This is a genomic window from Ruegeria sp. A4, from assembly GCF_056543025.1.
In genome coordinates, this window is the sequence record NZ_JBQGAW010000007.1 from 15,230 (window position 1) to 39,165 (window position 23,936).

The 23,936-nt window shown below is 59.2% G+C and carries 25 protein-coding genes; 12 read left to right on the forward strand and 13 right to left on the reverse strand.

The window, feature by feature from the left end; translation table 11 throughout:
- Positions 1-116 precede the first annotated feature (116 nt).
- Positions 117-1,694, reverse strand: a complete 1,578-nt coding sequence (locus ACR0E2_RS16480) for a DUF5928 domain-containing protein (RefSeq protein ID WP_480447157.1) — start codon at positions 1,692-1,694, stop codon at positions 117-119.
- 143 nt (positions 1,695-1,837) lie between these two features.
- On the opposite strand from ACR0E2_RS16480, the gene ACR0E2_RS16485 reads away from it, so the two are divergent.
- Positions 1,838-2,656: a sulfotransferase family protein gene (locus ACR0E2_RS16485; protein WP_480447158.1), complete on the forward strand. Its 819-nt coding sequence runs from the start codon at positions 1,838-1,840 to the stop codon at positions 2,654-2,656.
- 199 nt (positions 2,657-2,855) lie between these two features.
- On the opposite strand, the gene ilvD is transcribed toward ACR0E2_RS16485, so the two are convergent.
- Positions 2,856-4,688 carry a dihydroxy-acid dehydratase gene (ilvD, locus tag ACR0E2_RS16490; protein ID WP_480447159.1) on the reverse strand — a complete coding sequence of 611 codons (1,833 nt, stop codon included), beginning with the start codon at positions 4,686-4,688 and terminating at the stop codon, positions 2,856-2,858.
- Positions 4,689-4,795: 107 nt separating this feature from the next.
- Here ilvD and ACR0E2_RS16495 point away from each other — a divergent pair, with 107 nt between their 5' ends.
- The 4 genes from ACR0E2_RS16495 (at position 4,796) to ACR0E2_RS16510 (ending at position 7,735) form a co-directional block, all read left to right on the forward strand.
- A complete protein-coding gene (locus ACR0E2_RS16495) occupies positions 4,796-5,359 on the forward strand; it encodes a helix-turn-helix domain-containing protein (protein WP_480447160.1) in 564 nt (187 codons plus the stop codon).
- The gene (locus tag ACR0E2_RS16500) at positions 5,356-5,625 is read left to right on the forward strand and encodes a CBU_0592 family membrane protein (protein ID WP_152459709.1); all 270 of its coding nucleotides are present in this window, start codon (positions 5,356-5,358) and stop codon (positions 5,623-5,625) included. The genes ACR0E2_RS16495 and ACR0E2_RS16500 overlap by 4 nt, the downstream gene beginning before the upstream one ends.
- A 71-nt stretch (positions 5,626-5,696) precedes the next feature.
- Complete coding sequence (gene sseA / locus ACR0E2_RS16505; protein ID WP_480447161.1) at positions 5,697-6,551, forward strand: 3-mercaptopyruvate sulfurtransferase; 855 nt, start codon at positions 5,697-5,699, stop codon at positions 6,549-6,551.
- Positions 6,551-7,735 carry an amino acid aminotransferase gene (locus ACR0E2_RS16510; protein ID WP_480447162.1) on the forward strand — a complete coding sequence of 395 codons (1,185 nt, stop codon included), beginning with the start codon at positions 6,551-6,553 and terminating at the stop codon, positions 7,733-7,735. Before sseA ends, ACR0E2_RS16510 begins: the two co-directional genes overlap by 1 nt.
- 70 nt (positions 7,736-7,805) lie before the next feature.
- On the opposite strand, the gene ACR0E2_RS16515 is transcribed toward ACR0E2_RS16510, so the two are convergent.
- Together ACR0E2_RS16515 and ACR0E2_RS16520 are read right to left on the reverse strand one after the other, a co-directional pair.
- Entirely contained in the window at positions 7,806-9,128 is a 1,323-nt protein-coding gene (locus ACR0E2_RS16515) for an ammonium transporter (RefSeq protein WP_480447163.1), read from the reverse strand.
- Positions 9,129-9,161: 33 nt separating this feature from the next.
- The gene (locus ACR0E2_RS16520; protein ID WP_152459713.1) at positions 9,162-9,500 is read right to left on the reverse strand and encodes a P-II family nitrogen regulator; all 339 of its coding nucleotides are present in this window, start codon (positions 9,498-9,500) and stop codon (positions 9,162-9,164) included.
- A gap of 258 nt (positions 9,501-9,758) precedes the next feature.
- Here ACR0E2_RS16520 and ACR0E2_RS16525 point away from each other — a divergent pair, with 258 nt between their 5' ends.
- Entirely contained in the window at positions 9,759-11,933 is a 2,175-nt protein-coding gene (locus tag ACR0E2_RS16525) for a transglycosylase domain-containing protein (protein ID WP_480447164.1), read from the forward strand.
- A 75-nt stretch (positions 11,934-12,008) separates the two neighbouring features.
- On the opposite strand, the gene leuB is transcribed toward ACR0E2_RS16525, so the two are convergent.
- Positions 12,009-13,112 carry a 3-isopropylmalate dehydrogenase gene (leuB, locus tag ACR0E2_RS16530; RefSeq protein ID WP_171120093.1) on the reverse strand — a complete coding sequence of 368 codons (1,104 nt, stop codon included), beginning with the start codon at positions 13,110-13,112 and terminating at the stop codon, positions 12,009-12,011.
- Between the two features lie 91 nt (positions 13,113-13,203).
- Between leuB and ACR0E2_RS16535 the strand changes: the two genes are divergently transcribed.
- A complete protein-coding gene (locus ACR0E2_RS16535) occupies positions 13,204-13,731 on the forward strand; it encodes a redoxin domain-containing protein (protein WP_480447165.1) in 528 nt (175 codons plus the stop codon).
- 3 nt (positions 13,732-13,734) lie between these two features.
- Here ACR0E2_RS16535 and ACR0E2_RS16540 read toward each other — a convergent pair whose 3' ends face one another.
- On the reverse strand, positions 13,735-14,628 hold the full coding sequence (locus ACR0E2_RS16540) for a LysR family transcriptional regulator (RefSeq protein ID WP_152459717.1): 894 nt from the start codon (positions 14,626-14,628) through the stop codon (positions 13,735-13,737).
- An 84-nt stretch (positions 14,629-14,712) separates the two neighbouring features.
- Here ACR0E2_RS16540 and ACR0E2_RS16545 point away from each other — a divergent pair, with 84 nt between their 5' ends.
- Positions 14,713-15,621, forward strand: coding sequence for a Rossmann-fold NAD(P)-binding domain-containing protein (locus tag ACR0E2_RS16545; RefSeq protein WP_480447166.1), 909 nt, complete (start codon positions 14,713-14,715; stop codon positions 15,619-15,621).
- On the opposite strand, the gene ACR0E2_RS16550 is transcribed toward ACR0E2_RS16545, so the two are convergent.
- The 6 genes from ACR0E2_RS16550 to ACR0E2_RS16575 all read right to left on the reverse strand — a co-directional run bounded on the left by ACR0E2_RS16550 (position 15,613) and on the right by ACR0E2_RS16575 (position 20,595).
- Positions 15,613-16,641, reverse strand: a complete 1,029-nt coding sequence (locus ACR0E2_RS16550) for an endonuclease/exonuclease/phosphatase family protein (protein ID WP_480447167.1) — start codon at positions 16,639-16,641, stop codon at positions 15,613-15,615. The two genes, ACR0E2_RS16545 and ACR0E2_RS16550, sit on opposite strands and share 9 nt — an antisense overlap.
- Positions 16,638-17,468 (reverse strand): hypothetical protein, encoded by an 831-nt coding sequence (locus tag ACR0E2_RS16555; RefSeq protein ID WP_152459720.1) that lies wholly within the window; start codon positions 17,466-17,468, stop codon positions 16,638-16,640. The genes ACR0E2_RS16550 and ACR0E2_RS16555 overlap by 4 nt, the downstream gene beginning before the upstream one ends.
- Positions 17,469-17,800: 332 nt before the next feature.
- Positions 17,801-18,406 carry a 3-isopropylmalate dehydratase small subunit gene (gene leuD, locus ACR0E2_RS16560; RefSeq protein WP_480447169.1) on the reverse strand — a complete coding sequence of 202 codons (606 nt, stop codon included), beginning with the start codon at positions 18,404-18,406 and terminating at the stop codon, positions 17,801-17,803.
- A gap of 42 nt (positions 18,407-18,448) precedes the next feature.
- The gene (locus ACR0E2_RS16565) at positions 18,449-19,003 is read right to left on the reverse strand and encodes an HdeD family acid-resistance protein (RefSeq protein WP_152459722.1); all 555 of its coding nucleotides are present in this window, start codon (positions 19,001-19,003) and stop codon (positions 18,449-18,451) included.
- Between the two features lie 37 nt (positions 19,004-19,040).
- The gene (leuC, locus tag ACR0E2_RS16570) at positions 19,041-20,444 is read right to left on the reverse strand and encodes a 3-isopropylmalate dehydratase large subunit (RefSeq protein ID WP_480447171.1); all 1,404 of its coding nucleotides are present in this window, start codon (positions 20,442-20,444) and stop codon (positions 19,041-19,043) included.
- 43 nt (positions 20,445-20,487) lie between these two features.
- Positions 20,488-20,595: a hypothetical protein gene (locus ACR0E2_RS16575; RefSeq protein WP_010438763.1), complete on the reverse strand. Its 108-nt coding sequence runs from the start codon at positions 20,593-20,595 to the stop codon at positions 20,488-20,490.
- Positions 20,596-20,698: 103 nt separating this feature from the next.
- Here ACR0E2_RS16575 and ACR0E2_RS16580 point away from each other — a divergent pair, with 103 nt between their 5' ends.
- The 4 genes from ACR0E2_RS16580 to ACR0E2_RS16595 all read left to right on the forward strand — a co-directional run bounded on the left by ACR0E2_RS16580 (position 20,699) and on the right by ACR0E2_RS16595 (position 23,577).
- Complete coding sequence (locus ACR0E2_RS16580; protein WP_480447173.1) at positions 20,699-22,051, forward strand: mechanosensitive ion channel family protein; 1,353 nt, start codon at positions 20,699-20,701, stop codon at positions 22,049-22,051.
- Positions 22,052-22,215: 164 nt separating this feature from the next.
- Positions 22,216-22,575 carry a ribosome silencing factor gene (rsfS, locus tag ACR0E2_RS16585; protein WP_058276550.1) on the forward strand — a complete coding sequence of 120 codons (360 nt, stop codon included), beginning with the start codon at positions 22,216-22,218 and terminating at the stop codon, positions 22,573-22,575.
- 44 nt (positions 22,576-22,619) lie between these two features.
- Positions 22,620-23,090, forward strand: a complete 471-nt coding sequence (gene rlmH / locus ACR0E2_RS16590) for a 23S rRNA (pseudouridine(1915)-N(3))-methyltransferase RlmH (protein WP_171642003.1) — start codon at positions 22,620-22,622, stop codon at positions 23,088-23,090.
- Between the two features lies 1 nt (position 23,091).
- Entirely contained in the window at positions 23,092-23,577 is a 486-nt protein-coding gene (locus ACR0E2_RS16595; protein WP_171230253.1) for a flavodoxin family protein, read from the forward strand.
- 3 nt (positions 23,578-23,580) lie between these two features.
- On the opposite strand, the gene ACR0E2_RS16600 is transcribed toward ACR0E2_RS16595, so the two are convergent.
- Positions 23,581-23,928 (reverse strand): hypothetical protein, encoded by a 348-nt coding sequence (locus ACR0E2_RS16600; RefSeq protein ID WP_171230254.1) that lies wholly within the window; start codon positions 23,926-23,928, stop codon positions 23,581-23,583.
- Positions 23,929-23,936 lie beyond the last annotated feature (8 nt).

The window sequence follows — 23,936 nt, forward strand, 5'->3', positions numbered from 1 at the left end:
GCAGTTGCGGAGGCGGCTGCTGCCTTGCGTGGCGGAACATCTGCCATCCGCGATTTGGATTGCGCGGGTCACGGGTGCCAGCCTTCGGGCAGACAATCTGTGAAGGGCTTTGGGGATCAGTCGAGGAAAAGGTAATCCAACTGCATGATGGCTTGGGCTTTGTCTTCACCAACCCCAAGAAACATGGCAATAACCGCTTCATTGTCGGCGCGCGGGGCCGTTTCCCGTAGGCGCAGGTAATTGTCCAGCCAGGCGGCGCGGATCCGTTCGGATTCATAGCCCAGATCGTTGCGAAGGGTCGGCAGCAAGGAAGCAACGGTTTCCGTTGGGCTGTTGTCTCCGGCCAGCCCGACGCGACGCGCGTGGCCGATCAGATAGTCGTCCGAGTATTCGCATTCGATCTCAAGCACGTGAGTTTTGGCCTGGTCGCCGCAGAAATCCTCGAGCGCGTCAAGATTGGCCGGGTCAAGGCACAGCACCAGCTGATCCGAGCCGAAACTGTCGAACAACAGGCGCAGAACGGCGCGCCGGTGACGAGAGCGCTTGGTCAGTGTGGATTCGATCCCGCCCAGGTCCGGCAGCAACGTATTTTCTTCGTTGAACAGGTATTCTACGCAAGGAATACCCGTTTCAGATGCGATCTGATCGACAAGACGTTTGGCGACATGCCATTTCTTGCAGACGATCACGAACAGTTCCCGTTCCGGGCCGAGTACGCTCGCGGCTTCCCAGAAGCGTTGTCCGAACCGGCGGCCGATACGCCCGCGGCCGGTGAGAAACGCATACAGATTGCGCCCCTCGTTCGAGATCGGGAAATCGACACCCTCACTTGCATAGAGCGAGCCGAGCCTGGCCTTCAACTCATGCGCCTCGGCGCTGATCTTGCGGGCGAACAGATAATCCTGGCCCAGCAACATGTCATAATGATCATTGTAGAACGTGACCGGCATTCCATAGTCCGAGAACGTCAGGAAGGTCGGCGTTCGGTTTTCAATCTCATTTTTTGGGATCAGGTGACGCACCAGCGTCTGAAAGAAGGTTTCATCAGGGATCCACGTGGTCGAAAAAAAACGGATCACATCCCGGCGCTGACGCAGGAAATCCAGAATCATTTCGACGGTTCTGCGACGCAGGCACCACCATTGGCTGCCGATCATCATCTGAATGTCCTGGGGGATGTCCCGCGTCAGACCGAGGCGCTTTTGCAATTCATAGGCGGCATAAAACAGCTTGGACTGCGTGCGCTCGTTGAAGTAGTGGCGATAGATCAGCCGGTCTTCCTTCATGCCGGTCTTGATCCAGTTGCTTTCAAAGAAATCGTGACTTTCGATGAAATCCTTGTCGTTATCGTCGAGGTAACGGTGCGTGTATTCAGCGGTTTTGATCGCCATGCAGTCACCCGACAGCATGTAGAAATGTGTGGCGCGGGGGAAGGTTTCCACAGCGGCCTCCAGGGCGTTCAGCGTGGCCCGGACCAGCGACCATTCTCCCCAGCCGCATCTGACGCGTTTTTTTGCAAAGGTCACATTGGGGTTCTGATCCAGTGCGGAACGAATGCGTTCATAGGCTTTGGCGCTGGCGCTGGCGTCAAAATGGATGGCCATGCAATCGCCGACAGCTGTCAGTTGTTCGGCCTGTGCAATGATGGCTTCAGGGTCCTTGTGACACAGCAATATATAGGCGACTTTTGCCATTGAGATTACGCAATATCCGTTTCTGCCTGATTTCAACCGTGATACTGAGGATGAACGATTGAATAAACAGAATAATTTTGGTTCTTTGTAACCAAAAGCTGGCGTATCGCATCGAGACCTGGCCAGCGGAGGAGGCGCAGCAGATGGGGTTTCCCGGTACCTGGATGACCGAGAGCGAAAGCATGGTGTACCGCGTGGTGCCCAAATGTGCCTGCTCGACCATTGGTCAGATCATGTATTTCTCGGATCATGGTCAGTTCTTTGACGGTGATATCCATGATGCCAAGGACGGCATGCACAAATGGGCGTTTGATCAGAGCCAGGAGCTGATCTCGAACAACGTGCGCAATCACGCGTCCTATTCTTTCACTTGCGTGCGCAATCCCTACACCCGCATCCTCAGCTCATTCTTTGACAAGATCTGCGGCATCCAACGCAACGGCAAGCGATACCGGGGCAATCTGGTGCCGACGCTGATCTATAACTACGGGATCGAAGTGGGCGGCGACGACGGCAAGGGAGAGTTTGACCAGATCGCCAGCTTCCGCCGGTTTCTGCTGTTTGCACGTGATACGATCCGGTGGCGGCGCCCGATGGACCCGGACATTCACTGGTCTGCGATGTCAGGCCACGTGTCCACTTTCATCGTGAACGGCGGTCACTATGACCGGATATTCTGGACAGAAGCGTTCAATGACGGGATGCAGGATGTTCTGGACAGTGTCGATCTGAAGCACCCGGTCAAACTGTCCGAGATTCCACGGTTCAATGAATCCGAAGGGCACGGGCCAAAACGTGCGCATCCGGTCGAGGACTACTTTGACGATCTGTCAATGCATCTGGTCTACGAGATCTACAAGCAGGATTTCGAGCTGTTCAAATACGACTTCGAAAACCCGGCGAACAAGATGCCGATCGGTGAAATCGATCTGGATGAAATCCACGCCAAATTGGGCGACTGACGGTGGGGTGCTCCTGCCCGTCGTCGATATTTCTTGCGAAACATCTCCTCCGGTTGGGCCCGGCGCCGCGCGTTGCGCGGCGCCGGGCCCAAGGCCAAACGTGGCATCAGCGAAGCTGATGGTGCGATTTGGGCGTGGGAGCTCTTGAGGGCGGTTGATTACCCGGCTCGCCGCCTCGGCAAGCCGGTCGCGCAGGTGCTTAGACTTGACGCACAGCCCCTTTTGCTGCGCTTGTCGTCAGCTTGGCATAGGCCTTGAGCGCGGTTGACACCTTGCGCTTGCGCGGTGCGGCGGGCTCCCACCCCTTTGCGTCCTGTTCTTCGCGGCGGGTGGCCAGCTCTTCATCCGAAACCGCCAGATGAATGGTGCGGTTGGGGATGTCGATCTCGATCGTGTCGCCATTCTGAACCAGACCGATCTCACCGCCTTCGGCCGCTTCGGGTGAGACGTGGCCGATCGACAGGCCTGATGTGCCGCCCGAGAAACGGCCATCGGTCAGCAACGCGCAGGCTTTGCCAAGTCCTTTGGACTTCAGATATGACGTCGGATATAGCATTTCCTGCATCCCCGGGCCACCGCGCGGGCCTTCATAGCGGATGACGACCACATCGCCTTCTTTCACCTTGCCCGTAAGAATGTCGTTGACCGCCTGATCCTGACTTTCGCACACGTAGGCCGAGCCGGTGAATTTCAGGATATTGGCGTCCACGCCAGCAGTTTTCACGATACAGCCGTCGCGGGCGATATTGCCGAACAGAACGGCCAGACCACCATCCTGGCTGAACGCGTGTTCTTTCGAGCGGATCACGCCGCCTTCGCGGTCGGTGTCCAGTTCCTTGTACCGGTTGGACTGGCTAAACGCCTGTGTGGTGCGCACCCCGCCGGGGGCGGCCTTGAACAGCTCCTGCGCCTTTGGATTGTTGGCGACCTTGATGTCCCAGTTGGCGATCGCTTCACCCATTGTGGCCGAATGTACCGTGTTGCATTCCTCGTGCAGCAGGCCTGCGCGGCTGAGCTCTCCGAGGATCGAGAAGATACCTCCGGCGCGATGGACGTCTTCCATGTGCACATTTTCGGTGTTGGGCGCGACTTTGCACAGGCAGGGAACGCGGCGGCTCAGGCGGTCCATGTCGGACATGGTGAAATCGACGCCACCCTCATGCGCGATGGCCAGCAGATGAAGCACCGTATTGGTGGACCCGCCCATGGCGATGTCGAGGCTCATGGCGTTTTCGAATGCTTCGAAGGTGGCAATCTCGCGTGGGAGAAAACCTTTTTCGTCTAGGTCATAATGGCGCTTGGTGATCTCGACGATGCGGCGGCCTGCCTCAAGGAACAGCTCTTTGCGGTCGGCATGTGTCGCCAGTGTCGAGCCGTTGCCCGGCAGGGCCAGGCCCAACGCTTCGGCCAGACAGTTCATCGAGTTCGCAGTGAACATGCCAGAACAGGACCCGCAGGTCGGGCAGGCATTCTCTTCGATGTGTTGAACCTGTTCGTCGGTGAATTTGTCGTCCGCCGCGGCGACCATGGCGTCGACGAGGTCGATTTTCTTGGCATCCAGATCTGCGATATCGATCTTGCCGGCCTCCATCGGCCCGCCCGAGACAAATATGGCAGGGATGTTCAGGCGCATCGCGGCCATCAGCATGCCGGGGGTGATCTTGTCGCAATTCGAGATGCAGACCATGGCGTCGGCACAATGCGCGTTGACCATGTATTCGACCGAATCCGCAATGACTTCGCGCGAGGGCAGCGAATACAGCATCCCGTCATGGCCCATTGCGATGCCGTCATCCACCGCGATCGTGTTGAATTCTTTTGCGACGCCACCGGCGGCCTCGACCTCGCGCGCAACCATCTGACCCAGGTCCTTTAGGTGGACGTGACCGGGCACGAACTGGGTGAACGAGTTGACGATGGCAATGATCGGTTTGCCAAAATCATCGTCTCCCATGCCGGTGGCGCGCCAAAGGCCGCGTGCGCCAGCCATGTTGCGGCCGTGGGTTGAGGTTCTGGATCGGTACAATGGCATGATGCTGTTTCCCTGTTGCCTCGGGTTGCATGTCTTGGGGTTCGTGCGTTATAGCGCACGTACCACATGTGCGCTATAACGCACAAGAGGATTCGCGGGACGACGAGATGAACTCTGACGATATAACGCTGAAACTGCGAGACGTGCGTGCGGCATCGGGCCTGAGCCTGTCGAAAGTGGCCGAGATGACGGGCGTGAGCAAAGCCATGCTGGGGCAGATCGAGCGCGGCGAATCCAGCCCGACCATCGCAACGCTGTGGAAAATTGCCAAGGGGTTTCAACTGCCGCTCAGCGCGTTGATCGATACGGTGAACGGGGACCCTTCGGTTTTTCAGACCGTAACTTTCCCCGGCACGATCGAGGTCAAGATCGTCTTTCCATTCGATCCCGCTCTGGGGGCCGAGACGTTCCACGTCAACCTCAAGCCGAACCAAAGCCACGATTCGCCCGCCCACGCGACAGGCGTGACCGAGGAGGTCTTTGTTCTGAACGGCACGCTTGAGATCCTGCGCGGAGACGAGTGGGTTTCCCTACAGGCCGGGCAGGGGTTGCGTTTCGCGGCCGATCTTCCGCACGGATATCGCGCCGGTCCAACGGGGGCGGCCTTTCTGAACATGCATCATTACGCCCAACACACCGAATTTGTAGAGAACGGCAAGGCCCATTCATGACCGCATTTTTCGACAGCCTGACCATCGTCGACGCCATCGGCTCTTTCGGGGCTCTGATCGTGGTCGCCGCGTATTTCGCAACACAGATGCGAATGATGAACTCGGATGATCTGGCCTTTCCCGTGATCAACCTGCTGGGCTCGGTGCTGATCGTCTATTCCCTGCTCCAGAACTTCAATCTCGCATCAATGTTGATCGAAGGGTTCTGGATTCTGATCAGCCTCATTGGGATTATCCAACATTTCCGCCTGCGCAGCGCCAAGTGAGCGCTATCCAGCCTTGAACCCCTATGCCGCCGGGTATAGGGAAAAATCAAGCGCGCTTAGGGGAGGCTTTGATGCAGGACGATCCAAAAACCGTCGTATCCACCGAATGGCTGGCCGCGCATATGAAGGATCCGGATCTGCGGATTCTGGACGGGTCGTGGTACTTGCCCGCGCAAAATCGTGATGCACGGGCGGAATATGACGCAGGCCACATCCCCGGGGCGCGGTTCTTTGACATAGACGAGATATCAGACCACCGTTCCGACTTGCCGCATATGGCGCCTCCGGTCGAGAAATTCATGTCGCGCCTGCGGGCGATGGGTGTGGGCGACGGTCATCAAGTCGTGGTTTACGATGGTGCTGGGCTGATGTCGGCTGCGCGCGTCTGGTGGCTGTTCCGTCTGATGGGGCAGGAAAACATCGCAGTTCTGGATGGTGGATTCCCCAAATGGCAGGCGGAAGGGCGCGAGGTCGAAGACCTGCCGCCAGTCATCCGTGATCGTCATATGACCGTCCGGGTGCAAAATCAGCTTGTTCGGGATGTCACGCAAGTTTCCGCCGCCGCCAAGCTGGGTGATCATGAGATCATCGACGCCCGCTCTGCCAGCCGGTTTTCCGGGGCCGAGGCCGAACCGCGCGAGGGGCTGCGCTCGGGGCATATTCCGGGTTCACGCAATGTCCCCTTTGGCCAGTTGCTGAACGCCAATGGTACCATGAAGTCGCCGGAAGAGTGCCGCGCCATATTCGAGGCCGCGGGCGTCGATCTGTCGAAACCGGCGATCACCTCGTGCGGGTCTGGCGTGACCGCCGCGATCCTCAGCCTTGCGCTTGAACGCATGGGCAAGAAAGACCACTCGCTTTATGACGGCTCATGGGCTGAATGGGGCGCCTTCCCGACCCTGCCCGTCGCAACCGGAGAGACCTGATGTTCGAGAACCTGAAACCGCAGCCTGCCGACAAGATCCTGGCGCTGATGCAGATGTACCGCGAAGACCCGCGTGATCAGAAGATCGACCTGGGCGTTGGCGTCTACAAAAACGCGGAAGGTATCACCCCGGTCATGCGCGCCGTCAAAGCGGCCGAGCAGCGCGTCTGGGAAGAGCAGGAAACCAAAGCCTATACCGGGCTGGCCGGCGACCCGGCCTATGCGGATGCGATGATCGGGCTGATCCTCGGCACCTCGGTTCAACGCGGCAACATCGCCGCCGTGGCGACACCGGGCGGCACCGGCGCCTGCCGTCAGGCCTTCGAGATGATCCGTATGGCCAACCCGTCGGCCCGCGTCTTCGTGTCGAACCCGACATGGCCGAACCACTTGTCGATCCTGAACTACCTGGGGATCGAGACGGTTCCATACCGCTATTTCGATGGTGACACACGTGGCGTCGATTTCGACGGCATGATCGAAGACCTGAAGACCGCCAAGGCGGGTGACGTGGTTCTGCTGCACGGTTGCTGCCACAACCCGACCGGCGCCAACCTCAACATGGTTCAATGGCAGGAGGTCGTGAACCTGATCAACGCACTTGGCCTCGTTGCGATGATCGACATCGCCTATCAAGGCTTCGGCGACGGTCTGGAAGAGGATGCGCAAGCAACACGTCTGGTCGCGTCTTCGGTCAAGGAATGCCTGATAGCGGCGTCATGCTCGAAGAATTTCGGCGTGTATCGCGAACGCACCGGTTTGCTGATGGCCATCAGCGCCGATGCCGGGCAGACCGCTTTGAACCAGGGTACATTGGCATTCCTGAACCGCCAGAATTATTCCTTTCCGCCCGACCACGGCGCACGTGTTGTGACCACGATCCTGATGGACGAAGCCCTGCGCGCCGACTGGATGGCAGAACTGGAAGAGGTGCGCCTGTCGATGCTGGGCCTGCGTCGCCAACTGGCCGACGAACTCCAGCGTCTGAGCGGCTCGGACCGCTTTGGTTTCATCGCCCAGCACCGCGGCATGTTCTCGCGCTTGGGTGCGGCCCCGGAGTTGGTCGAGAAGCTGCGCGTTGAACACGGCATCTACATGGTTGGCGACAGCCGCCTCAACATCGCCGGTCTGAACGCCAACACCGTTCCGATCCTTGCACAGGCGATTGTCGACGTCGGCGTCTGATTTTCAGGCATTGCCAAACAAAAAAACCCGGGCATTCGTGCCCGGGTTTCTTGTTTGGGTGGAGGTGGGCTCAGCCTTTCGAGAATTCGGGATAGGCTTCCATGCCCAGTTCGCCCATGTCGAGCCCGTTGATCTCTTCTTCCTCGCCCACCCGCAGGCCGACGGTGGCCTTGAGGATCGAGAACAGGATGAAGCTGACCACGAAGACGAAGATCCCGATGGCTGCGAAGCCGATGATCTGGGTCACGAAGGACGCATCACCGTTGGTCCATGCCACGATGAAGGTGCCCCAGAAGCCCGCGATCAGGTGAACCGGGATGGCGCCGACCACGTCATCGATCTTCATCTTGTCCAGCAGCGGCACGGTGTAGACTACGATCACGCCACCGATGGCCCCGATGATCAGTGCCTGGAACAGCGACGGCGCCAGCGGTTCGGCGGTGATCGAGACCAGCCCGGCCAGCGCGCCGTTCAGAACCATGGTAAGGTCGACCTTGCCATACATCACCTGCGTCAGGATCAGGGCGGCGACGGCACCGGCGGCGGCGGCCATGTTGGTGTTGGCGAAGATACGGCTGATATCGGCCATGTCTCCGATCGTGCCCATTGCCAGCTGCGAGCCGCCGTTGAAGCCGAACCAACCCAGCCACAGGATGAACGTCCCCAGGGTTGCCAGCGCCAGGTTCGAGCCGGGGATAGGCACAACTTTGCCCTCCTTGTTGTATTTACCGATGCGCGGGCCCAGTACGATGGCACCGGCCAGAGCTGCGAAGCCACCTGCGGCGTGAACCAGGGTCGAGCCGGCGAAGTCGCTGAAGCCCATCTCGGACAACCAGCCGCCACCCCACTGCCAGGACGCTTCGATCGGATAGATGATGCCTGTCAGAACGATCACGAAAAAGAAGAAGGGCCACAGTTTGACGCGCTCGGCCATGGTGCCCGACACAATGGACGCGGTGGTGGCGCAGAACATCAGCTGGAAGAAGAAGTCCGATCCGACGGACGCATAGGACAGGTCGGTTTCGACACCTGCCAGACCAACCGGTTCCAGTGAGGTTGGCGAGAACGCGCCCAGAATGCCGGTGATCGTCCAGCCGTCGCCCGGATACATCAGGTTGAAGCCCACCAGCCAGTACATGATGGCTGCAAAGGAAAACAGGCCCATGTTCTTGATCAGCTGCATGGCAACGTTCTTGGAACGCACCAGGCCGGCTTCGAGCATGGCAAAGCCCGCGGCCATCCAGAATACCAGAAAACCGCCGACCAGAAACAACAGCGAAGTCAGGATGTATTGCGTATGCTGCGCAGTCTCGCCGGTGGCCTCTTGCGCCAGGCCCATCTGCGGCAGCGCGACGATCGCCGCGGCAGGAATGAGAGATTTCATCAGGTTCATGTTCAGTCCTCGAATGATTGTCGGTCGCGGCGCCTACAGCGCCTCTTCGTTGGTTTCCCCGGTCCGCACGCGCAGCGCCTGCTCGACATCGAGGACGAAAATCTTGCCGTCGCCGATCTTTCCGGTCTTGGCGGTTTTGGTGATGGTCTCGACGATCTGGTCGGTCATCGCGGCAGGCACCACGATTTCCAGCTTGATCTTGGGCACGAAGTTCACCGCGTATTCGGCCCCCCGATAGATTTCGGTGTGGCCGGATTGCGAGCCGAAGCCCTTGATCTCGGTTACCATCATGCCGCGCACGCCGGCTTCGGTCAGTGCTTCGCGCACCTCCTCCAGCTTGAACGGCTTGATTGTCGCAATGATCAGTTTCACGTCTTTCCCCTCTGGTTCTCCGGTGGAACCGGTTTGTTTGCACCTGCAGAAAAATGCGCGACTGATCGTGGTAAGAAACGGCTCTTGAGGGCCAAAGGATCGCCAAACGGCGAAAAGTTGCACATTATTTGCACAAAATAGGCACGCTGATTAAATAATAGGCAGTATTGTGAGGGGAAATTTCGGAAATTCGGACCTCTACATACTCAGATCACCGGGGTATGGTGGCGCAAAAGAAAACCCGGGCAGAGTTTGAGCATGACTGAGTCCAAGCGACGCAAGCCGAAATTGGTTGCGGATAAAAGGTACCCGTCAAAGGGTCGTAAACCGTCGGCATCCAAGCGCCCGGCGGGCAAGAAGGCGACGGCTCGCAAAACCACCTCACGCAAAACTGCGCGCAAAAAGACGCGCAAAAGATCGGGGGGCAAAGGCGGCGGCATCTTGCGTCGTTTCTTCCGTTGGGTCTGGCGCATGGTCTGGGGTCTGACCTGGCGGGTCGGAGCGGTCGTGGCCATCCTGATCGCCTTGGCGGTGGGTGTCGTCTATTCCACGTTGCCTGACTTGGATGCATTGTTGGACGGCCGTGCGCGCGGGTCTGTCACTCTGCTGGACCGCGACGGCAAAGTGTTTGCCTGGCGCGGCGACCAGTTTGGCGGGGTGATCACTGCCGATACGGTGTCGCCGCATCTGAAAAACGCGGTCATCGCGACCGAGGACAAACGGTTCTATCGCCATTTCGGGGTCAGCCCGCGCGGTGTGGCAAGCGCCGTGCGCATCAACCTGAGTGAAGGGCGCGGCCCGTTGTCCGGGCATGGCGGGTCAACCATAACGCAGCAAACGGCCAAACTGCTGTGTCTGGGCGTGCCTTATGATCCGACTGAATGGGAATCAGAGGCCGCCTATGAAGCCGATTGCCGTCAGGGATCGCTGTGGCGCAAGGCCAAAGAGGCCATTTATGCAATGGCGATGGAGGTGAAATACTCCAAGGATGAGGTTCTGACGATCTACCTGAACCGGGCTTTCCTTGGTGCAGGCGCGCGCGGGTTCGAGGCCGCAAGCCAGCGGTACTTTGGCAAGTCCGCCGCCGAAGTCTCGCCAGCCGAGGCAGCGATGTTGGCCGGGCTGTTGGTTGCGCCCACACGCTATGCGCCGACGAACAATCTGCAACGGTCGCAGGACCGGGCCCGCCTTGTAATCGGTCTGATGGAGGATCAGGGCTATCTGACCGCTGCGCAGGCCAGCGAAGCGCGGGCGCGCCCGGCCCAACTGTCCGAGGCGGCGGCTGCGCGGGCCGGGGGGTATTTTGCAGATTGGGTCATGGCCAGCGGGCCCGAGTTCTTTACCCGCAACACGACCGAAGATGTGGTGATCCGGACAACCTTGGATCAGCGCATTCAGACCTCTGCGGAAGAGGCGCTGAAGTTCATCTTTCAGGAAAAAGTGCGCGAAGGATCAAAGGCACAGGCGGCCATTGTGGTGATGTCGGCCGACGGTGCGGTGCGCGCGATGGTTGGTGGGCGCAAGACACGCGTTTCTGGCGCGTTCAACCGGGCGACGCAGGCGTTGCGACAGACGGGATCATCGTTCAAGCCATTCGTCTATGCCACCGCGCTGGAACTTGGATATTCGCCGCTGGATACGGTAATGGATGAACCCTATTGCGTCGATATTCCGGGGTCGGGCCAGTGGTGCCCCAAGAACTACACCAACAAGTATTATGGGCGGGTGACCTTGGCGGATGCGCTGAAAAACTCGCTGAACATACCGGCGGTGAAAGTGGCCGAGATTTCCGGCTTGGACAATGTTCGGACGGTGGCCAGCGGCTTTGGGATTGCCAGCGACCTGGCACAGGGGCCTGCGCTGGCGCTGGGTGCATCTGAAAGCACGTTGATCGAGATGACCGGGGCTTATGCAGGCATCCTGAATGGTGGGTCACAGGTTGAACCTTATGGGCTGACCGAACTGAAGCTGCTGGGCGACGAAACACCCGTCATGGTCACGACGACCGGTATTGGCGAGAGGGTGATCAATGAAAAGGCTGCCAAACAACTGACCTGGATGATGGAGCGCGTGGTCTCTGAAGGAACCGGCGGGCGGGCCAAATTGCCCGGCTGGCAGGTGGCCGGCAAGACCGGCACGACCCAAGCCGCGCGCGATGCGTGGTTCATCGGGTTCACGGCGGATTATGTGACCGGGGTCTGGATGGGGTATGATGACAACACGCCCTTGTCCGGCGTGACCGGTGGTGGCTTGCCGGCCGAGATCTGGAAAGAAACCATGCTGCGCGTGACCGAGGGGATGACACCCACGCCCTTGCCGATGATGGCGCCGGAACCACCGGTTCAGGTTGCCCAGCCGCAGCCCCGCCGAAAGCGCGGAGGTTTTGCCAATGACATCAACAATCTGCTGAAGAACATTTTCGGCGGCAACTAAAGCAATCTCGAAACGCCAAAACAAAAAAAGGCGGTGCCCGGTGCACCGCCTTTTGGTTTTTCTTACTTTCGTCACTCAGACGCTTGCGTCCAATGCAGATAGGATCGCGTCGCCCATTTCGCTGGTCGAGACGGGCTGAACGCCCTCATCCGCAAGCAGGTCGCCGGTGCGAACGCCGTCGGCCAGAACCTTCTCGATCGCAGCTTCCAGCCGATCGGCTTCCTCACCCTGATCAAAGCTGTAGCGCAGAGCCATCGCAAAGCTGAGAATGCAGGCGATCGGGTTGGCTTTGCCCTGACCCGCGATATCGGGGGCGGATCCGTGTACGGGCTCGTACATCGCCTTGGGGCGTCCATTGGCCATCGGCGCGCCCAGCGATGCCGACGGCAGCATACCCAGAGACCCGGTCAGCATCGCGGCGCAGTCGGACAGGATGTCACCGAACAGGTTGTCGGTCAGGATCACGTCGAACTGTTTCGGCGCGCGCACCAGCTGCATGGCACCGTTGTCGGCGTACATATGGCTCAGCTCAACTTCGGGGTAGTCAGCGGAAACGCGGTTGACCACTTCGCGCCACAGGATGCCCGATTCCATCACGTTGGCTTTTTCCATCGAGCACAGCTTTTTGTTCCGGCGCATCGCCAGTTCAAAGGCCGAGCGTGCGGCGCGTTCAATCTCGGATTCGGTGTAACGCTGGGTGTTGATGCCGACGCGTTCATTGCCTTCCTCGAAGATGCCGCGTGGTTCACCGAAATAAACGCCCGAGGTCAGTTCGCGCACGATCATGATATCCAGACCGGCAACGATGTCTTTCTTCAGCGACGAGAAGTCAGCCAGCGCGTCAAAGCACTGGGCCGGGCGCAGGTTCGAATACAGGTCCATTTCCTTGCGCAGGCGCAGCAGGCCGCGCTCGGGCTTCAGGCTGAAATCCAGATCGTCGTATTTCGGACCGCCGACAGCGCCCAGCAGAACCGCGTCGACCTCTTGCGCCTTGGCCATCGTCTCATCGGACAGAGGCTTGCCGTGGGCGTCATAGGCGGCACCGCCGACCAGGTCCTCGCTCACGTCAAATTGAAGACCGCGATTGGCGCCGAACCAATCGATGATTCTGCGCACTTCGGCCATGACTTCCGGGCCAATTCCGTCTCCGGGCAGGATAAGGAGCGAAGGGTTGGACATGAAGGGTCTCCTTGCGTTTTGTTGCACAGGGCCTAGCGTCTGCGTTGCATCGGGTCAATGAGACGAACCTGCCAAAACAGAAGGAAAACACATGCTGACTCCTGGAAATCCGGTTCCTGCGCTGAAAATCGAAACTGTTGCCCATGGCAGCTTCGATCTTGACGCGGACAAGGGCGAAAACGGGACGCTGGTGATTCAATATCGCGGGCTGCATTGCCCGATCTGCATCAAGCAGATGGCCGAGGTCGAAGCGGCGCTGGATGATTTCGCGGCGCTGGGCGTCGAGGTCATCATGATCACCACCGATACAGCTGAGCGCGCGGCGGAAACCGCCGAAAAAGCCGGAGCGTCGCGCCTGCGTGTGGGCCACAGCCTTCCCCTGTCCGCCGCGCGGGATGATTGGGGCCTTAACATCTCGACCAAGCGCGAAGGCAGCGCCGAACCGGACTTGTTCGCAGAGCCGGGGCACTTCTACGTGGCACCCGACCGGACGCTGTACTATGCGTGGCAACAGACCACGCCTTTCGGTCGCCCGTCCATGTCGGATATTGCGGGTGGATTGAAATTCACATTGGGCAACAACTATCCCGCGCGTGGAACTTATACCGGCCCGCTTTGACCCTCAAAGAGCGGCTTTGAGCCCTTCTGCCAACAAATCCCAGACTCTGCGGATGCGCGGGGTCTGGCGCATGGCCTGAGGTGCGGCCAGCCACACGGGTAGAATCGGGATGTCCACATCCAGCGGCAGGATTTCCACGTCGGGGTCGGCTTGGGCAACCTGTACCTGGCTGAAGCCTATGCCACAGCCCGCCCGGATCAGTTCCCAATAGGCGCTTTGCAGGTCACAGCGGGTGGCGAAACTGTCGCGGCTGGCAGGCCACCCCTTTTCACGCATGGCTTTGATGATCTCCTGGTTCGCGTCAAACCCTACCAGATCATGCGTAAACAGTTCTTCGGGTGTCTTGGGGCGCCCCTTCCGATCCAGATAGGACTTTGCCGCACAAAAGCACAGCGGCACATCCCCGAGATAGCGGGAAATGAGATCCACCTGCGCCGGGCGATACATCCGCACAGCGATATCCGCCTCGCGATAGAGCAGATTCTCGGTGGTGTCAGTGGCCACCAGTTCCAGCTGGATCGTGGGCTCCTGCTTGCGGATGGACGCCAGTATCGGTGGCAGCAAGTGATGCGAGGCAAAGACGGATGCGGTGATGCGCACCGAACCTTCAAGCTGTTGCGATTGCCCCGCGGCGGCAAGGCTGAACGCGGTCATGGCGCTGTGCATCTGCTGGGCCATCGGCAAAAGCTGTGAACCCGCTTCGCTGAGCTTCAGACCACGCGCGTGGCGATCGAAAAGAGAGACACCCAGCTCATCCTCGAGGTTTTGGACCTGTCGCCCCAAAGTGGGCTGACTACGATTGAGATGTCGTGCGGCGGCAGACAGCGATCCCGTCTCGGCCACGGCCAGAAAGCATTGGATCAGAGACCAATCTGCATGTGTCAGAGCTTTGTCCATTCAGAAATGAATACATGTTCTGCGAATTGCGGCAATTCCCTGCGCGAAGTGAATGGGTAGATTGATCTCAGACAGGAGGCAAACATGGCACAATCTGCACTGGTACTGGGCGCAACAGGTCGTTTTGGACGCAACGCAGCCCTGGCGTTCAGGCGCGCGGGCTGGGACGTGACGGAATTTGACCGCAGGTCTGATTCGCTGTCACGGGCGGCGCGCGGCGTGGACGTCATCGTGAACGGATGGAACCCTCCCTATCCCGATTGGGCGCGCGATGTGCCGGTACTGACCAAACGGGTGATAGATGCGGCCTCAGATACGGGGGCGACCGTGATCGTGCCGGGCAATGTCTACGTATTTGGTGGAAATACGCCGGGTCCATGGTCGGGCGGGACGCCGCATCGGGCCACCAACCCGCTGGGCCGGGTCCGGATCGAGATGGAAGAGGCCTATCGCGCATCAACCGTGCGCACCATCCTTTTGCGCGCCGGGGATTTCATCGACACCAATGCATCCGGAAACTGGTTCGATCAGGTCATGATCAAGCGTCTTTCGCGCGGTCAGTTCGTTTACCCCGGTGATCCGGACGCGCCGCACGCTTGGGCCTTTCTGCCTGATCTGGCCCGCGCCGCCGTCGCGCTGGCTGAGATGCGGCAAGACCTTCCCCGTTTCTGCGATGTTCCATTTGAAGGGTATACTTTGACCGGGACGCAGATTGCCCACTCGCTTTCACAAGTCACCGGCCGGCCGGTTGCAGTGCGGCGCATGAAATGGTGGCCTCTGCAATTGGCCCGTCCGTTCTGGCGCATGGCCCCTCATTTGATCGAGATGCGGTACCTCTGGCACGTGCCGCATCAATTGGATGGCGGCTATATGAAGGAACTGCTGTCCTCGTTTTCTGAAACGAAGCTGGAGGATGCCTTGCGTTCCGCCATTCCGCCCCAACGTGCCGCTTCATCGTCAACAACCGGGAACAGGGGCGAGGTTCTAGGGTAGGATTATGTCAACCCAGACCAGTCGATGCCTGCTGGCACGTCGGGCACTGTCGTACAGCATGTCACCTTCTACGGGCCAGACAATGCCGGTTTCCGAGATTTGCAGATCACTGGACGGCAACACGTAGTCAACGCGCATTTCCCCGGTGGCTTTCCATTCGACCGTTGCTGATGACCCCGATGGGTCCTTTGGCATCGGGTCCTGCACCTTGGGATCGGTCAAAAGCGCGCGAATGGCCTGTTTGTGGCCTTCTCCGCGGGTCGGGTCGAGATTGGCGTCCGCAGCTATCACGAAGGGGTCTTGAGGAACTGGCCCCAGACCGCCATTCAGCAAAACCGACCACAGGCGAATCTCGTCCCTGTTGCGTAGACCGTTGCGATCCTCGGGTCCGTCAAAAACCGGTGGGGCAGCGTGAAAAGTCATCAGGCTGAATCGCCCCTGCGGGGTTTCGATCGGAAGCACCCAATGCACGGTCGAGGACAGGCGCTGAATGTCGTGCGCAGCTTCAGACGGGAAGGGAAGCCCATCCCTGCGTGGCAAAGCAGCCCCAGGCAGGTCTTTCCACCGCAGATCGGTGTAATCCTGAACGTCATCGGTCATGATTTCGAAACGGGACAGCACTGCCACCCCTCCGTGGCCGGTGAACTTCCCCCAGCCCTGCGCGTCACCGGAGCCTTGCGTTTTGCCATCACCGTCCAAATCCAGCGGCGTTTCCAGCCCAGCATTTGATTGGGCGGAAAAGTGATAGGGGAAATCCAGGCCCGCCTCGCGCAGTTTCTCGGACAGGGCGCTCAGGGCCGCGCCTTCCAGATCCCAGTCGATGCCTTGCAGGGCAATGACATCAGGTCGCGCAGCGGCAATGACCTCGACAACAGCTTCAACCTGCGCATCATCCCGCTGGATGTCTCGCAGCAGCAGGCCGGGGCCGTTTCTGCTGAGTTCAGTGTTGTAGGTGGCGATGCGATAAACCTCTGCCTGCGCCGATAAAGGCAGCAGCAGCAGGGCAAGGGCACGGATCATGCGGCTTGCGTTGTCTCGCTTGTCGAATAGGCGCGGCGCTTTTCCACGATCAGACCCGCGATGCGAAGCGTCGCCATGCCGCGCATAATCATGCTGGCGGGCAGGAAGGCCCAGGCGCACATGGTCCAGATCAACGTTTGCGGATTGCTCAGCGAGATCGGGGCGACGACGCTGCTCATGAGCTTGATGACAGCCGGAATGAGGAAGGGAAGCAGAACGCCAATGCAGATATTCAGGCGACCATCGCGTTGCAGACGGGTAACGACATCGCCGCCCTTGGTGGGATCAAACAACGGTAGATTGGTCCACACGTTGAAGGCGCCATTGCCCGTGGGCCAGCCACGCACTTTGACCGCATAGGCAAAGCTGGCGACGGTGACCAAGGCGGCCACGTAGGCCACACTGGCTGCGATCCGAACCAATTCGATCAATGGCTGGCCCGCATCCAAGGGCAGCATCAGCACGATCAACCGAACCGGGGAATAGGGAAAGTCCGCGACATTCGCGACGGCCAGACCCGCGGTGTAGGCGAACGCGGTCAGCTCAGTCGGCTCATAGGCGTTTTTGCAAACCAGGGTCAGAAAGGTGACCATCGACATCAGCCCGACAAACCGCAGACGGTTCACCGGCGGCGCATCGCGAAATTCAATAAAGCTGGGAAAGGCGGAATTGTACTCGGCGAATGTCAGGATGAACGCGAGAATCGCGAGGAAGACCAGAATCTCGGTCCCGTTCGTCGATGATACAGGCAGGTACAACGCGGGTGTCAGCACCATCAGTGCCACAAGTATTCCGCGTATCGCCGCCCCTGTTGTGCGCGCAATCACTATCCGAACCCTTTTTCAAACCGGATAAGTCGATCTTCGCCGACTTACATTCCAACTTGTGCCCATCGTCTCGAGTTTTTGACGGATGCCTCTTTAGCGCCAACATGGACGATAAGCGGCATTTCGCTCAAGACAGGGTGCAGAAAACACGTGATTTCGGGCAAAATGATGGCGCAACTGGTGCGGGATTGCATCATTTTCGACGCAAATCCGACGTGTATCTCAATGTGAGACCAAGATGTTGTGGTTCTGGTAAATTCAACCCCAAGAATGAGAACGGGGCCGCCTTGGCGACCCCGTTAGGTTGAGTATCCAAAGAATCGGCTAAGGCCTTACACCCAGGGGCGGGCCTGACTTGCGTGATTCTCGAATTTGTCGATGTGGTGGTCTTTCTCCATGGTCAGACCGATATCGTCCAGACCGTTCAGCAGACAGTGCTTGCGGTGCGGATCGATGTCGAATTCGATCACGACCCCATCCGAAGTGGTGATCTGCTGATCTTCCAGGTGCACGGTCATGCGGGCATTCTCACCCTTATGTGCGTCTTCCATCAGGATCGCGTGGTGTTCTTCTTCGACCACGATCGGCAGGATGCCGTTCTTGAAGCAGTTGTTGAAAAAGATGTCGGCAAAGCTGGTCGAGATCACGACCTTGATGCCGAAATCCTTGATCGCCCAGGGTGCGTGTTCGCGCGACGAGCCGCAGCCGAAATTGTCGCCGGCGACCAGAATTTCGGCCTCGCGATAGGCGGGCTTGTTCAGGACGAACTCTTCGTTCTCGCGCCCGTCATCATGATAGCGCATTTCATCAAACAGCACGACGCCAAGGCCGGACCGTTTGATGGTTTTCAGATGCACTTTGGGAATGATCATATCGGTGTCGATATTGATCAGTGGCATCGGGGCGGCCACCCCGTGGACTTTTTCAAACTTTTCCATGTCTGCACTCCTGCAGGAGAGGGCCGCGCCCGTATCCCGCGATTAAGCTTCTTTCGCTTCTGTTGTTTCGTCCTTGGGTGCGTTCTTGACGAAGAACGCCATGAACACCAATCCGAACCCGTTGAACAGCATCTCGATGCCCAGCAGGATACCCAGAAGGCTCAGCAAAGCGGCGGGTTCGCTGCTTGCATAAGACCAGATGATACCTGCGAGGATGATCGACAAGATGCCCGAGATCATCGTGGGCCAGAAAAACTGTGTTCCTTTCATCTGGAACGACAGAATGACCCGCGCGATGCCGCCTGCCATGAACAGGATCAGCATCACGGTTGCCAGCGTCAGTGTTCCCTGTAGCGGGTGATCCAGAAAGGACCAGCCCAGGAACAGCATGACCGCACCCATGATGAGTGACAAAATCTTGTTGCCTGTGCCTTCGACGGTGAAACCGCCGACCACCTGCATCGCGCCCGCAATCAGCAGCAGCGCACCGGTCACGACCGTTACGGCAAGCGAAGCCGCAATCGCATTGCCCAGCGCAAAGACGCCGAACGCAATTGATAGAAGCCCCAGCAGGAGCCATTTGACCCAGTCACTCATTTGTTCAATCCCTCAAATATCTAGATATGAGGGCACCTTACATCAATTCACGGACGTCTGTCAGCCGTCCCGTGATTGCCGCTGCGGCAGCCATTGCCGGGCTCAGCAGATGTGTGCGCCCGCCCCGGCCCTGACGGCCTTCGAAGTTGCGGTTCGAGGTGGCGGCACAGCGTTCGCCCGGTTGCAACTGGTCGGGGTTCATCGCCAGGCACATCGAACAGCCTGCCAGACGCCATTCGAACCCGGCCTCTTTGAAGATGTCGGCCAGGCCTTCTTCTTCGGCCTGAGCGCGGACCAGCCCGGAACCCGGCACGACCATGGCGCGCATACCGTCCTTGATCTTCTTGCCTTTCAGGATCTCGGCCGCGGCACGCAGGTCTTCAATACGTCCGTTGGTGCAGGACCCGATAAAGACGGTGTCAATCTCGACATCGCTCAGCTTCTGACCGGCTTCCAGACCCATGTATTCGATTGACCGGCGGGCCGCCTCGACCTTGCCGCCTTCGAAATCCTCGGGGTGCGGCACGGTTGCCGTGATCGGCAGAACATCCTCGGGGCTGGTGCCCCAGGTGACGACAGGCGCGATGTCTTCGCCACGAATCGTGACAACCTTGTCGAAATGCGCATCTTCATCAGTGTAGAGCGTCTTCCACCATGCCAAAGCCGCTTCCCACTGCGCACCTTTCGGCGCATGCGGACGGCCTTTGACATATTCGAACGTGGTTTCATCCGGTGCGATCAGCCCTGCGCGTGCGCCGCCTTCGATGGCCATGTTGCAGACGGTCATGCGGCCTTCCATCGACAGGTTGCGGATGGCTTCACCGCAATACTCGATGACATAGCCGGTGCCGCCAGCGGTGCCGGTTTCGCCGATCACGGCCAGGGTGATATCCTTGGCGGTCACGCCCGGCTGCAATTTACCGGTGATTTCCACCTTCATGTTCTTGGATTTCTTCTGGATCAGGGTCTGCGTGGCCAGAACGTGTTCGACCTCGGACGTACCAATGCCATGGGCCAATGCGCCGAATGCGCCATGGGTGGCGGTATGGCTGTCGCCGCAGACGACGGTCATGCCCGGCAGGGTCCAGCCTTGTTCGGGGCCGACGATGTGCACGATGCCCTGACGGACGTCATTCACCGGGTAGTAGTGAATGCCGAAATCCCGGGCGTTCTTGTCCAGCGCTTCGACCTGAATGCGCGATTCCGGGTTTTCAATACCGTTCACCCGGTCCGGTGTGGTCGGAACGTTGTGGTCCGGCACGGCAATGGTCTTTTCTGGAGCGCGCACCTTGCGGCCTGCCATGCGCAGGCCTTCGAACGCCTGCGGGCTGGTGACCTCGTGGACCAGATGGCGGTCGATATACAGCAGGCAGGTGCCATCATCGGCTTCGTGCGCGACATGGGCATCCCAGATCTTGTCATAGAGTGTTTTGGGGGACATGTGTCCTCTCCCGTATGTAATGAGAAATAGCTGGCGAGTTGGCTCAGGCGACGGGTAGGCGTGCCAGGACCGTGCGGGCAGCCCCAAAGAACCGTTCGCGCAGACGCGCGCGGTCTTCCAGATTCTGTTCTTGGGCCACATTGAGTCTCATGCGGTTCAGATATACCGCGCCTTTGCTGCAATCAAGGTTCAAAACCGGTGTCAGGCTTGCATCGCCCGGCGTTGCTGTCCAAGCTGCCGTGCAGGAGGCGCGTATGAACCAAGACCTGATCCCCAGCTCGCTGGCAGACCTCTACAACAACATGGTCGCGGGGTTCTCTTCCGAGTTTCAAGAACTGGTCGAGTTGGTGGTTACGCCGGGCTGGCGGCAGTATCAGTTGGTCATCATCCTTTTCCTTTGGGCGCTGGCTTTCCTTCTGAAAGTTCTGACACAGCCGCGATGGGATGCTTGGACACGCGCACGCACCGGATGGCCGAAATGGCGGCTTCGCACCATGGTACAGCTGATGCAGCGGCTGACACTGGTCTATTTCGTACTTCTGTCCTGGCTCTTGTACCAGGTAATGCAGCATGTCACCTGGCCGTCGCGCAGTTATCTCATTGGGATCATTGCAACTCTGGCAACTGCTTGGCTGGCGATTGCACTGGTCGCGAGGCTTGTCCGCAACCGGACGCTGCGACGGATATTCAAGTGGGCAATGTGGGTCTATGCAACGCTTGTTGCGTTGAATCTGACGGATGACGTGGCCGAATTCCTTGATGGGGTCGCGATTTCCGTCGGTGACCTGCATATTTCCTTGCTGGGCATTCTCAAGGCCACCCTGCTGATCGGGGTCCTGTTGACTCTGGCCCGCATCGGCACCCGCGCGGCCGAGCGTGGATTGCAGAGCAATGACGACATCACCCCATCCATGCAGGTGTTGTTGGCCAAGGGAATTCAGGTGCTGCTGTATGGCGCGGTCTTTCTGGCTGCGATCCGCACGCTGGGCTTCGATCTGACCGGCATTGCGCTGTTGTCGGGCGCGATCGGCGTGGGCATCGGGTTCGGCCTGCAAAAAGTGGTGTCAAACCTCATATCGGGGATCATCATCCTGATGGATCGGTCGATCAAGCCGGGCGACGTGATCTCGCTGGGCGATACGTTCGGTTGGATCAATGCGCTGGGCGCACGCTATGTCTCGGTTGTCACGCGGGACGGGCGGGAATACCTGATCCCGAACGAGGACCTGATTACCAACCAGGTGGTGAACTGGTCGCATTCCGACAAATTCGTGCGGTTGGATCTGGATTTCGGCACCAGCTATGAGGATGACCCCCACAAAGTGCGGGCAACGGCGATCCGGGCTGTAAAGGCAGTGACCCGCGTATTGAGTGGTGGAAAACATGAACCGGTTTGCCATATCACCGGTTTTGGCGACAGCAGCGTGGATTACGTTCTGCGGTTCTGGATCAGCGATCCGACCAAGGGGCTGACCAACATTCGGGGCAATGTTTACCTCGCCCTCTGGGACGCCTTCAAGGCCGAGGGGATATCGATCCCCTTCCCGCAGCGCGAGGTTCGGCTTTTGTCGGAAAACGCAAACATGCAACAAATCGCAGAAGAGTGACCAACCCTGCGCGGGGCCGGACGCGCTTTCATTGAAATGTTGCATTCCCCTTGTTACCTTATTAGTACCCCGGCGCCGGGGTTTCACGGCGCGCAGCAAAGGAGGACTATGTCCTGTCACTACATACACAGGCGGGTTTGCCCGCCGAAGACGGGGCCGGTGTAATGGCCCACTCTCAGTCAATCAGCGACAAGCTGCTTGAGCGTATCCTTTCCTCACTTTCCGATGACAAGGCCGAAGACGTCGTGCAGATCAACCTGCAAGGCAAGTCGTCTGTCGCGGATCACATGGTCATTGCTTCGGGTCGGTCGACCCGTCAGGTCTCGGCCATGGCGGAAAAGCTGACGGATCGCATCAAGCAGGAATTCGGTTTCACCTCGAAGGTCGAAGGCAAGGATGCCGGCGATTGGGTGCTGATCGATACGGGGGACGTGATCGTCCATATCTTCCGCCCCGAAGTGCGCGAATTCTACCAGCTGGAAAAGATGTGGCTGCCACAGGGCGGCAGCGCCTCGGCGAACTGAGGCGCCATCCCGGCCCGTATTGAGGGGCCGGAGGCGAGAGAGATATGCGTATCAGCATAGTTGCGGTCGGGCGATTGCGCGCCGGACCGGAGAAGTCCCTGCTTGATGATTACCTGACCCGCTTTGACCGGACCGGCCGTGGCCTGGGCCTTGGTCCCGCGCGGGTGATCGAGGTCGAGGACAAGAAAAACGCAGGCATGGGGGCCGAAGCCGCGTTGCTGCGCAAGGCGCTGCCCAAGGGCGCGGTGATCTGTACGCTGGACGAACGCGGGCGCGTGATGTCTTCGCCCGATTTTGCCAGGAAACTGGGCGGTTGGCGCGATGCGGGGCGGCAGGATCTGGCGCTGATCATCGGCGGAGCGGACGGAATAGACCCTGCTTTGCGGGCCGAAGCCGACTTTTCCCTCTCGTTCGGGTCGATGGTCTGGCCTCATATGCTGGTCCGTGTGATGCTGGCTGAGCAACTGTATCGGGCCGCGACCATTCTGTCAGGTGGCCCCTATCACCGGGTCTGACATGGCGCAGCTTCTGATCGTTTACCATTCGCGCACAGGTGGTGCCCGGCAGATGGCCGAAGCGGCGGCTGAATCGGCACGGGCAGAGACCGAGGTTGAGCTTGTGCCTGCGGATCAGGCGGGGCCGGAGGATGTGCTGGCCGCCGACGGCTACATCTTCTGCGCGCCAGAGAATCTGGCGGCGATCTCTGGCTTGATGAAGGAATTCTTCGACCGCTGCTATTACCCGGTTCTTGGACAGATCGAAGGTCGCCCATATGCGCAGATGATTTGCGCCGGGTCGGACGGAGAGAATGCAGCCCGCCAGATCGCACGGATCGCCACTGGCTGGCGGTTGAAAGAGGTCCAGTCGCCGCTGATTGTCTGCACGCACGCGCAAACGCCCGAGGCCATTCTGGCCCGAAAAACCATTCCGGAAGATCAGCTGGATCGGTGTCGCGAGATCGGCGCCGCGTTGGGTGCGGGCCTTGCCATGGGGATTTTCTGAAGGTTAGTTTAGTTCGACCAACGTCGTGTCTTCGTTCCAGCCATCCACATTGCACCGGGCCTGAATCTGCACCTGTGAAACGTTTTCCGGAATCACCACGCCGCCAAGCGAGCGGGTAAAAGGTTGTTCTGTCTCGTGCGGGTGGTGCAGCACCCGCATTCCCAGTTCATTCCCGTCCATGTCCAGAACGCGCCAGCCGTCGGCGTAATGATCCCAGCCTGTATCGGGATGCCGGATCGTCACGTCGAACCGCCATGTGTCACCGGTGGCACTGGCGCGGACCTGTTCGATTGTCGGCGGGTCGGCAAGGGCAGGTGCAGCCAGAAGGGCGCTGAGAATCACATATCGCATGGTTCGAA

What these genes read in the sequence shown, in the direction of transcription:
- ACR0E2_RS16480 (WP_480447157.1), bottom strand. Translation starts at nt 1,694, where the DNA reads ATGGCAAAAGTCGCCTATATATTGCTGTGTCACAAGGACCCTGAAGCC.
- ACR0E2_RS16485 (WP_480447158.1), top strand. Translation starts at nt 1,838, where the DNA reads ATGGGGTTTCCCGGTACCTGGATGACCGAGAGCGAAAGCATGGTGTAC.
- ilvD (WP_480447159.1), bottom strand. Translation starts at nt 4,688, where the DNA reads ATGCCATTGTACCGATCCAGAACCTCAACCCACGGCCGCAACATGGCT.
- ACR0E2_RS16495 (WP_480447160.1), top strand. Translation starts at nt 4,796, where the DNA reads ATGAACTCTGACGATATAACGCTGAAACTGCGAGACGTGCGTGCGGCA.
- ACR0E2_RS16500 (WP_152459709.1), top strand. Translation starts at nt 5,356, where the DNA reads ATGACCGCATTTTTCGACAGCCTGACCATCGTCGACGCCATCGGCTCT.
- sseA (WP_480447161.1), top strand. Translation starts at nt 5,697, where the DNA reads ATGCAGGACGATCCAAAAACCGTCGTATCCACCGAATGGCTGGCCGCG.
- ACR0E2_RS16510 (WP_480447162.1), top strand. Translation starts at nt 6,551, where the DNA reads ATGTTCGAGAACCTGAAACCGCAGCCTGCCGACAAGATCCTGGCGCTG.
- ACR0E2_RS16515 (WP_480447163.1), bottom strand. Translation starts at nt 9,128, where the DNA reads ATGAACCTGATGAAATCTCTCATTCCTGCCGCGGCGATCGTCGCGCTG.
- ACR0E2_RS16525 (WP_480447164.1), top strand. Translation starts at nt 9,759, where the DNA reads ATGACTGAGTCCAAGCGACGCAAGCCGAAATTGGTTGCGGATAAAAGG.
- leuB (WP_171120093.1), bottom strand. Translation starts at nt 13,112, where the DNA reads ATGTCCAACCCTTCGCTCCTTATCCTGCCCGGAGACGGAATTGGCCCG.
- ACR0E2_RS16535 (WP_480447165.1), top strand. Translation starts at nt 13,204, where the DNA reads ATGCTGACTCCTGGAAATCCGGTTCCTGCGCTGAAAATCGAAACTGTT.
- ACR0E2_RS16540 (WP_152459717.1), bottom strand. Translation starts at nt 14,628, where the DNA reads ATGGACAAAGCTCTGACACATGCAGATTGGTCTCTGATCCAATGCTTT.
- ACR0E2_RS16545 (WP_480447166.1), top strand. Translation starts at nt 14,713, where the DNA reads ATGGCACAATCTGCACTGGTACTGGGCGCAACAGGTCGTTTTGGACGC.
- ACR0E2_RS16550 (WP_480447167.1), bottom strand. Translation starts at nt 16,641, where the DNA reads ATGATCCGTGCCCTTGCCCTGCTGCTGCTGCCTTTATCGGCGCAGGCA.
- leuD (WP_480447169.1), bottom strand. Translation starts at nt 18,406, where the DNA reads ATGGAAAAGTTTGAAAAAGTCCACGGGGTGGCCGCCCCGATGCCACTG.
- ACR0E2_RS16565 (WP_152459722.1), bottom strand. Translation starts at nt 19,003, where the DNA reads ATGAGTGACTGGGTCAAATGGCTCCTGCTGGGGCTTCTATCAATTGCG.
- leuC (WP_480447171.1), bottom strand. Translation starts at nt 20,444, where the DNA reads ATGTCCCCCAAAACACTCTATGACAAGATCTGGGATGCCCATGTCGCG.
- ACR0E2_RS16575 (WP_010438763.1), bottom strand. Translation starts at nt 20,595, where the DNA reads ATGAGACTCAATGTGGCCCAAGAACAGAATCTGGAAGACCGCGCGCGT.
- ACR0E2_RS16580 (WP_480447173.1), top strand. Translation starts at nt 20,699, where the DNA reads ATGAACCAAGACCTGATCCCCAGCTCGCTGGCAGACCTCTACAACAAC.
- rsfS (WP_058276550.1), top strand. Translation starts at nt 22,216, where the DNA reads ATGGCCCACTCTCAGTCAATCAGCGACAAGCTGCTTGAGCGTATCCTT.
- rlmH (WP_171642003.1), top strand. Translation starts at nt 22,620, where the DNA reads ATGCGTATCAGCATAGTTGCGGTCGGGCGATTGCGCGCCGGACCGGAG.
- ACR0E2_RS16595 (WP_171230253.1), top strand. Translation starts at nt 23,092, where the DNA reads ATGGCGCAGCTTCTGATCGTTTACCATTCGCGCACAGGTGGTGCCCGG.
- ACR0E2_RS16600 (WP_171230254.1), bottom strand. Translation starts at nt 23,928, where the DNA reads ATGCGATATGTGATTCTCAGCGCCCTTCTGGCTGCACCTGCCCTTGCC.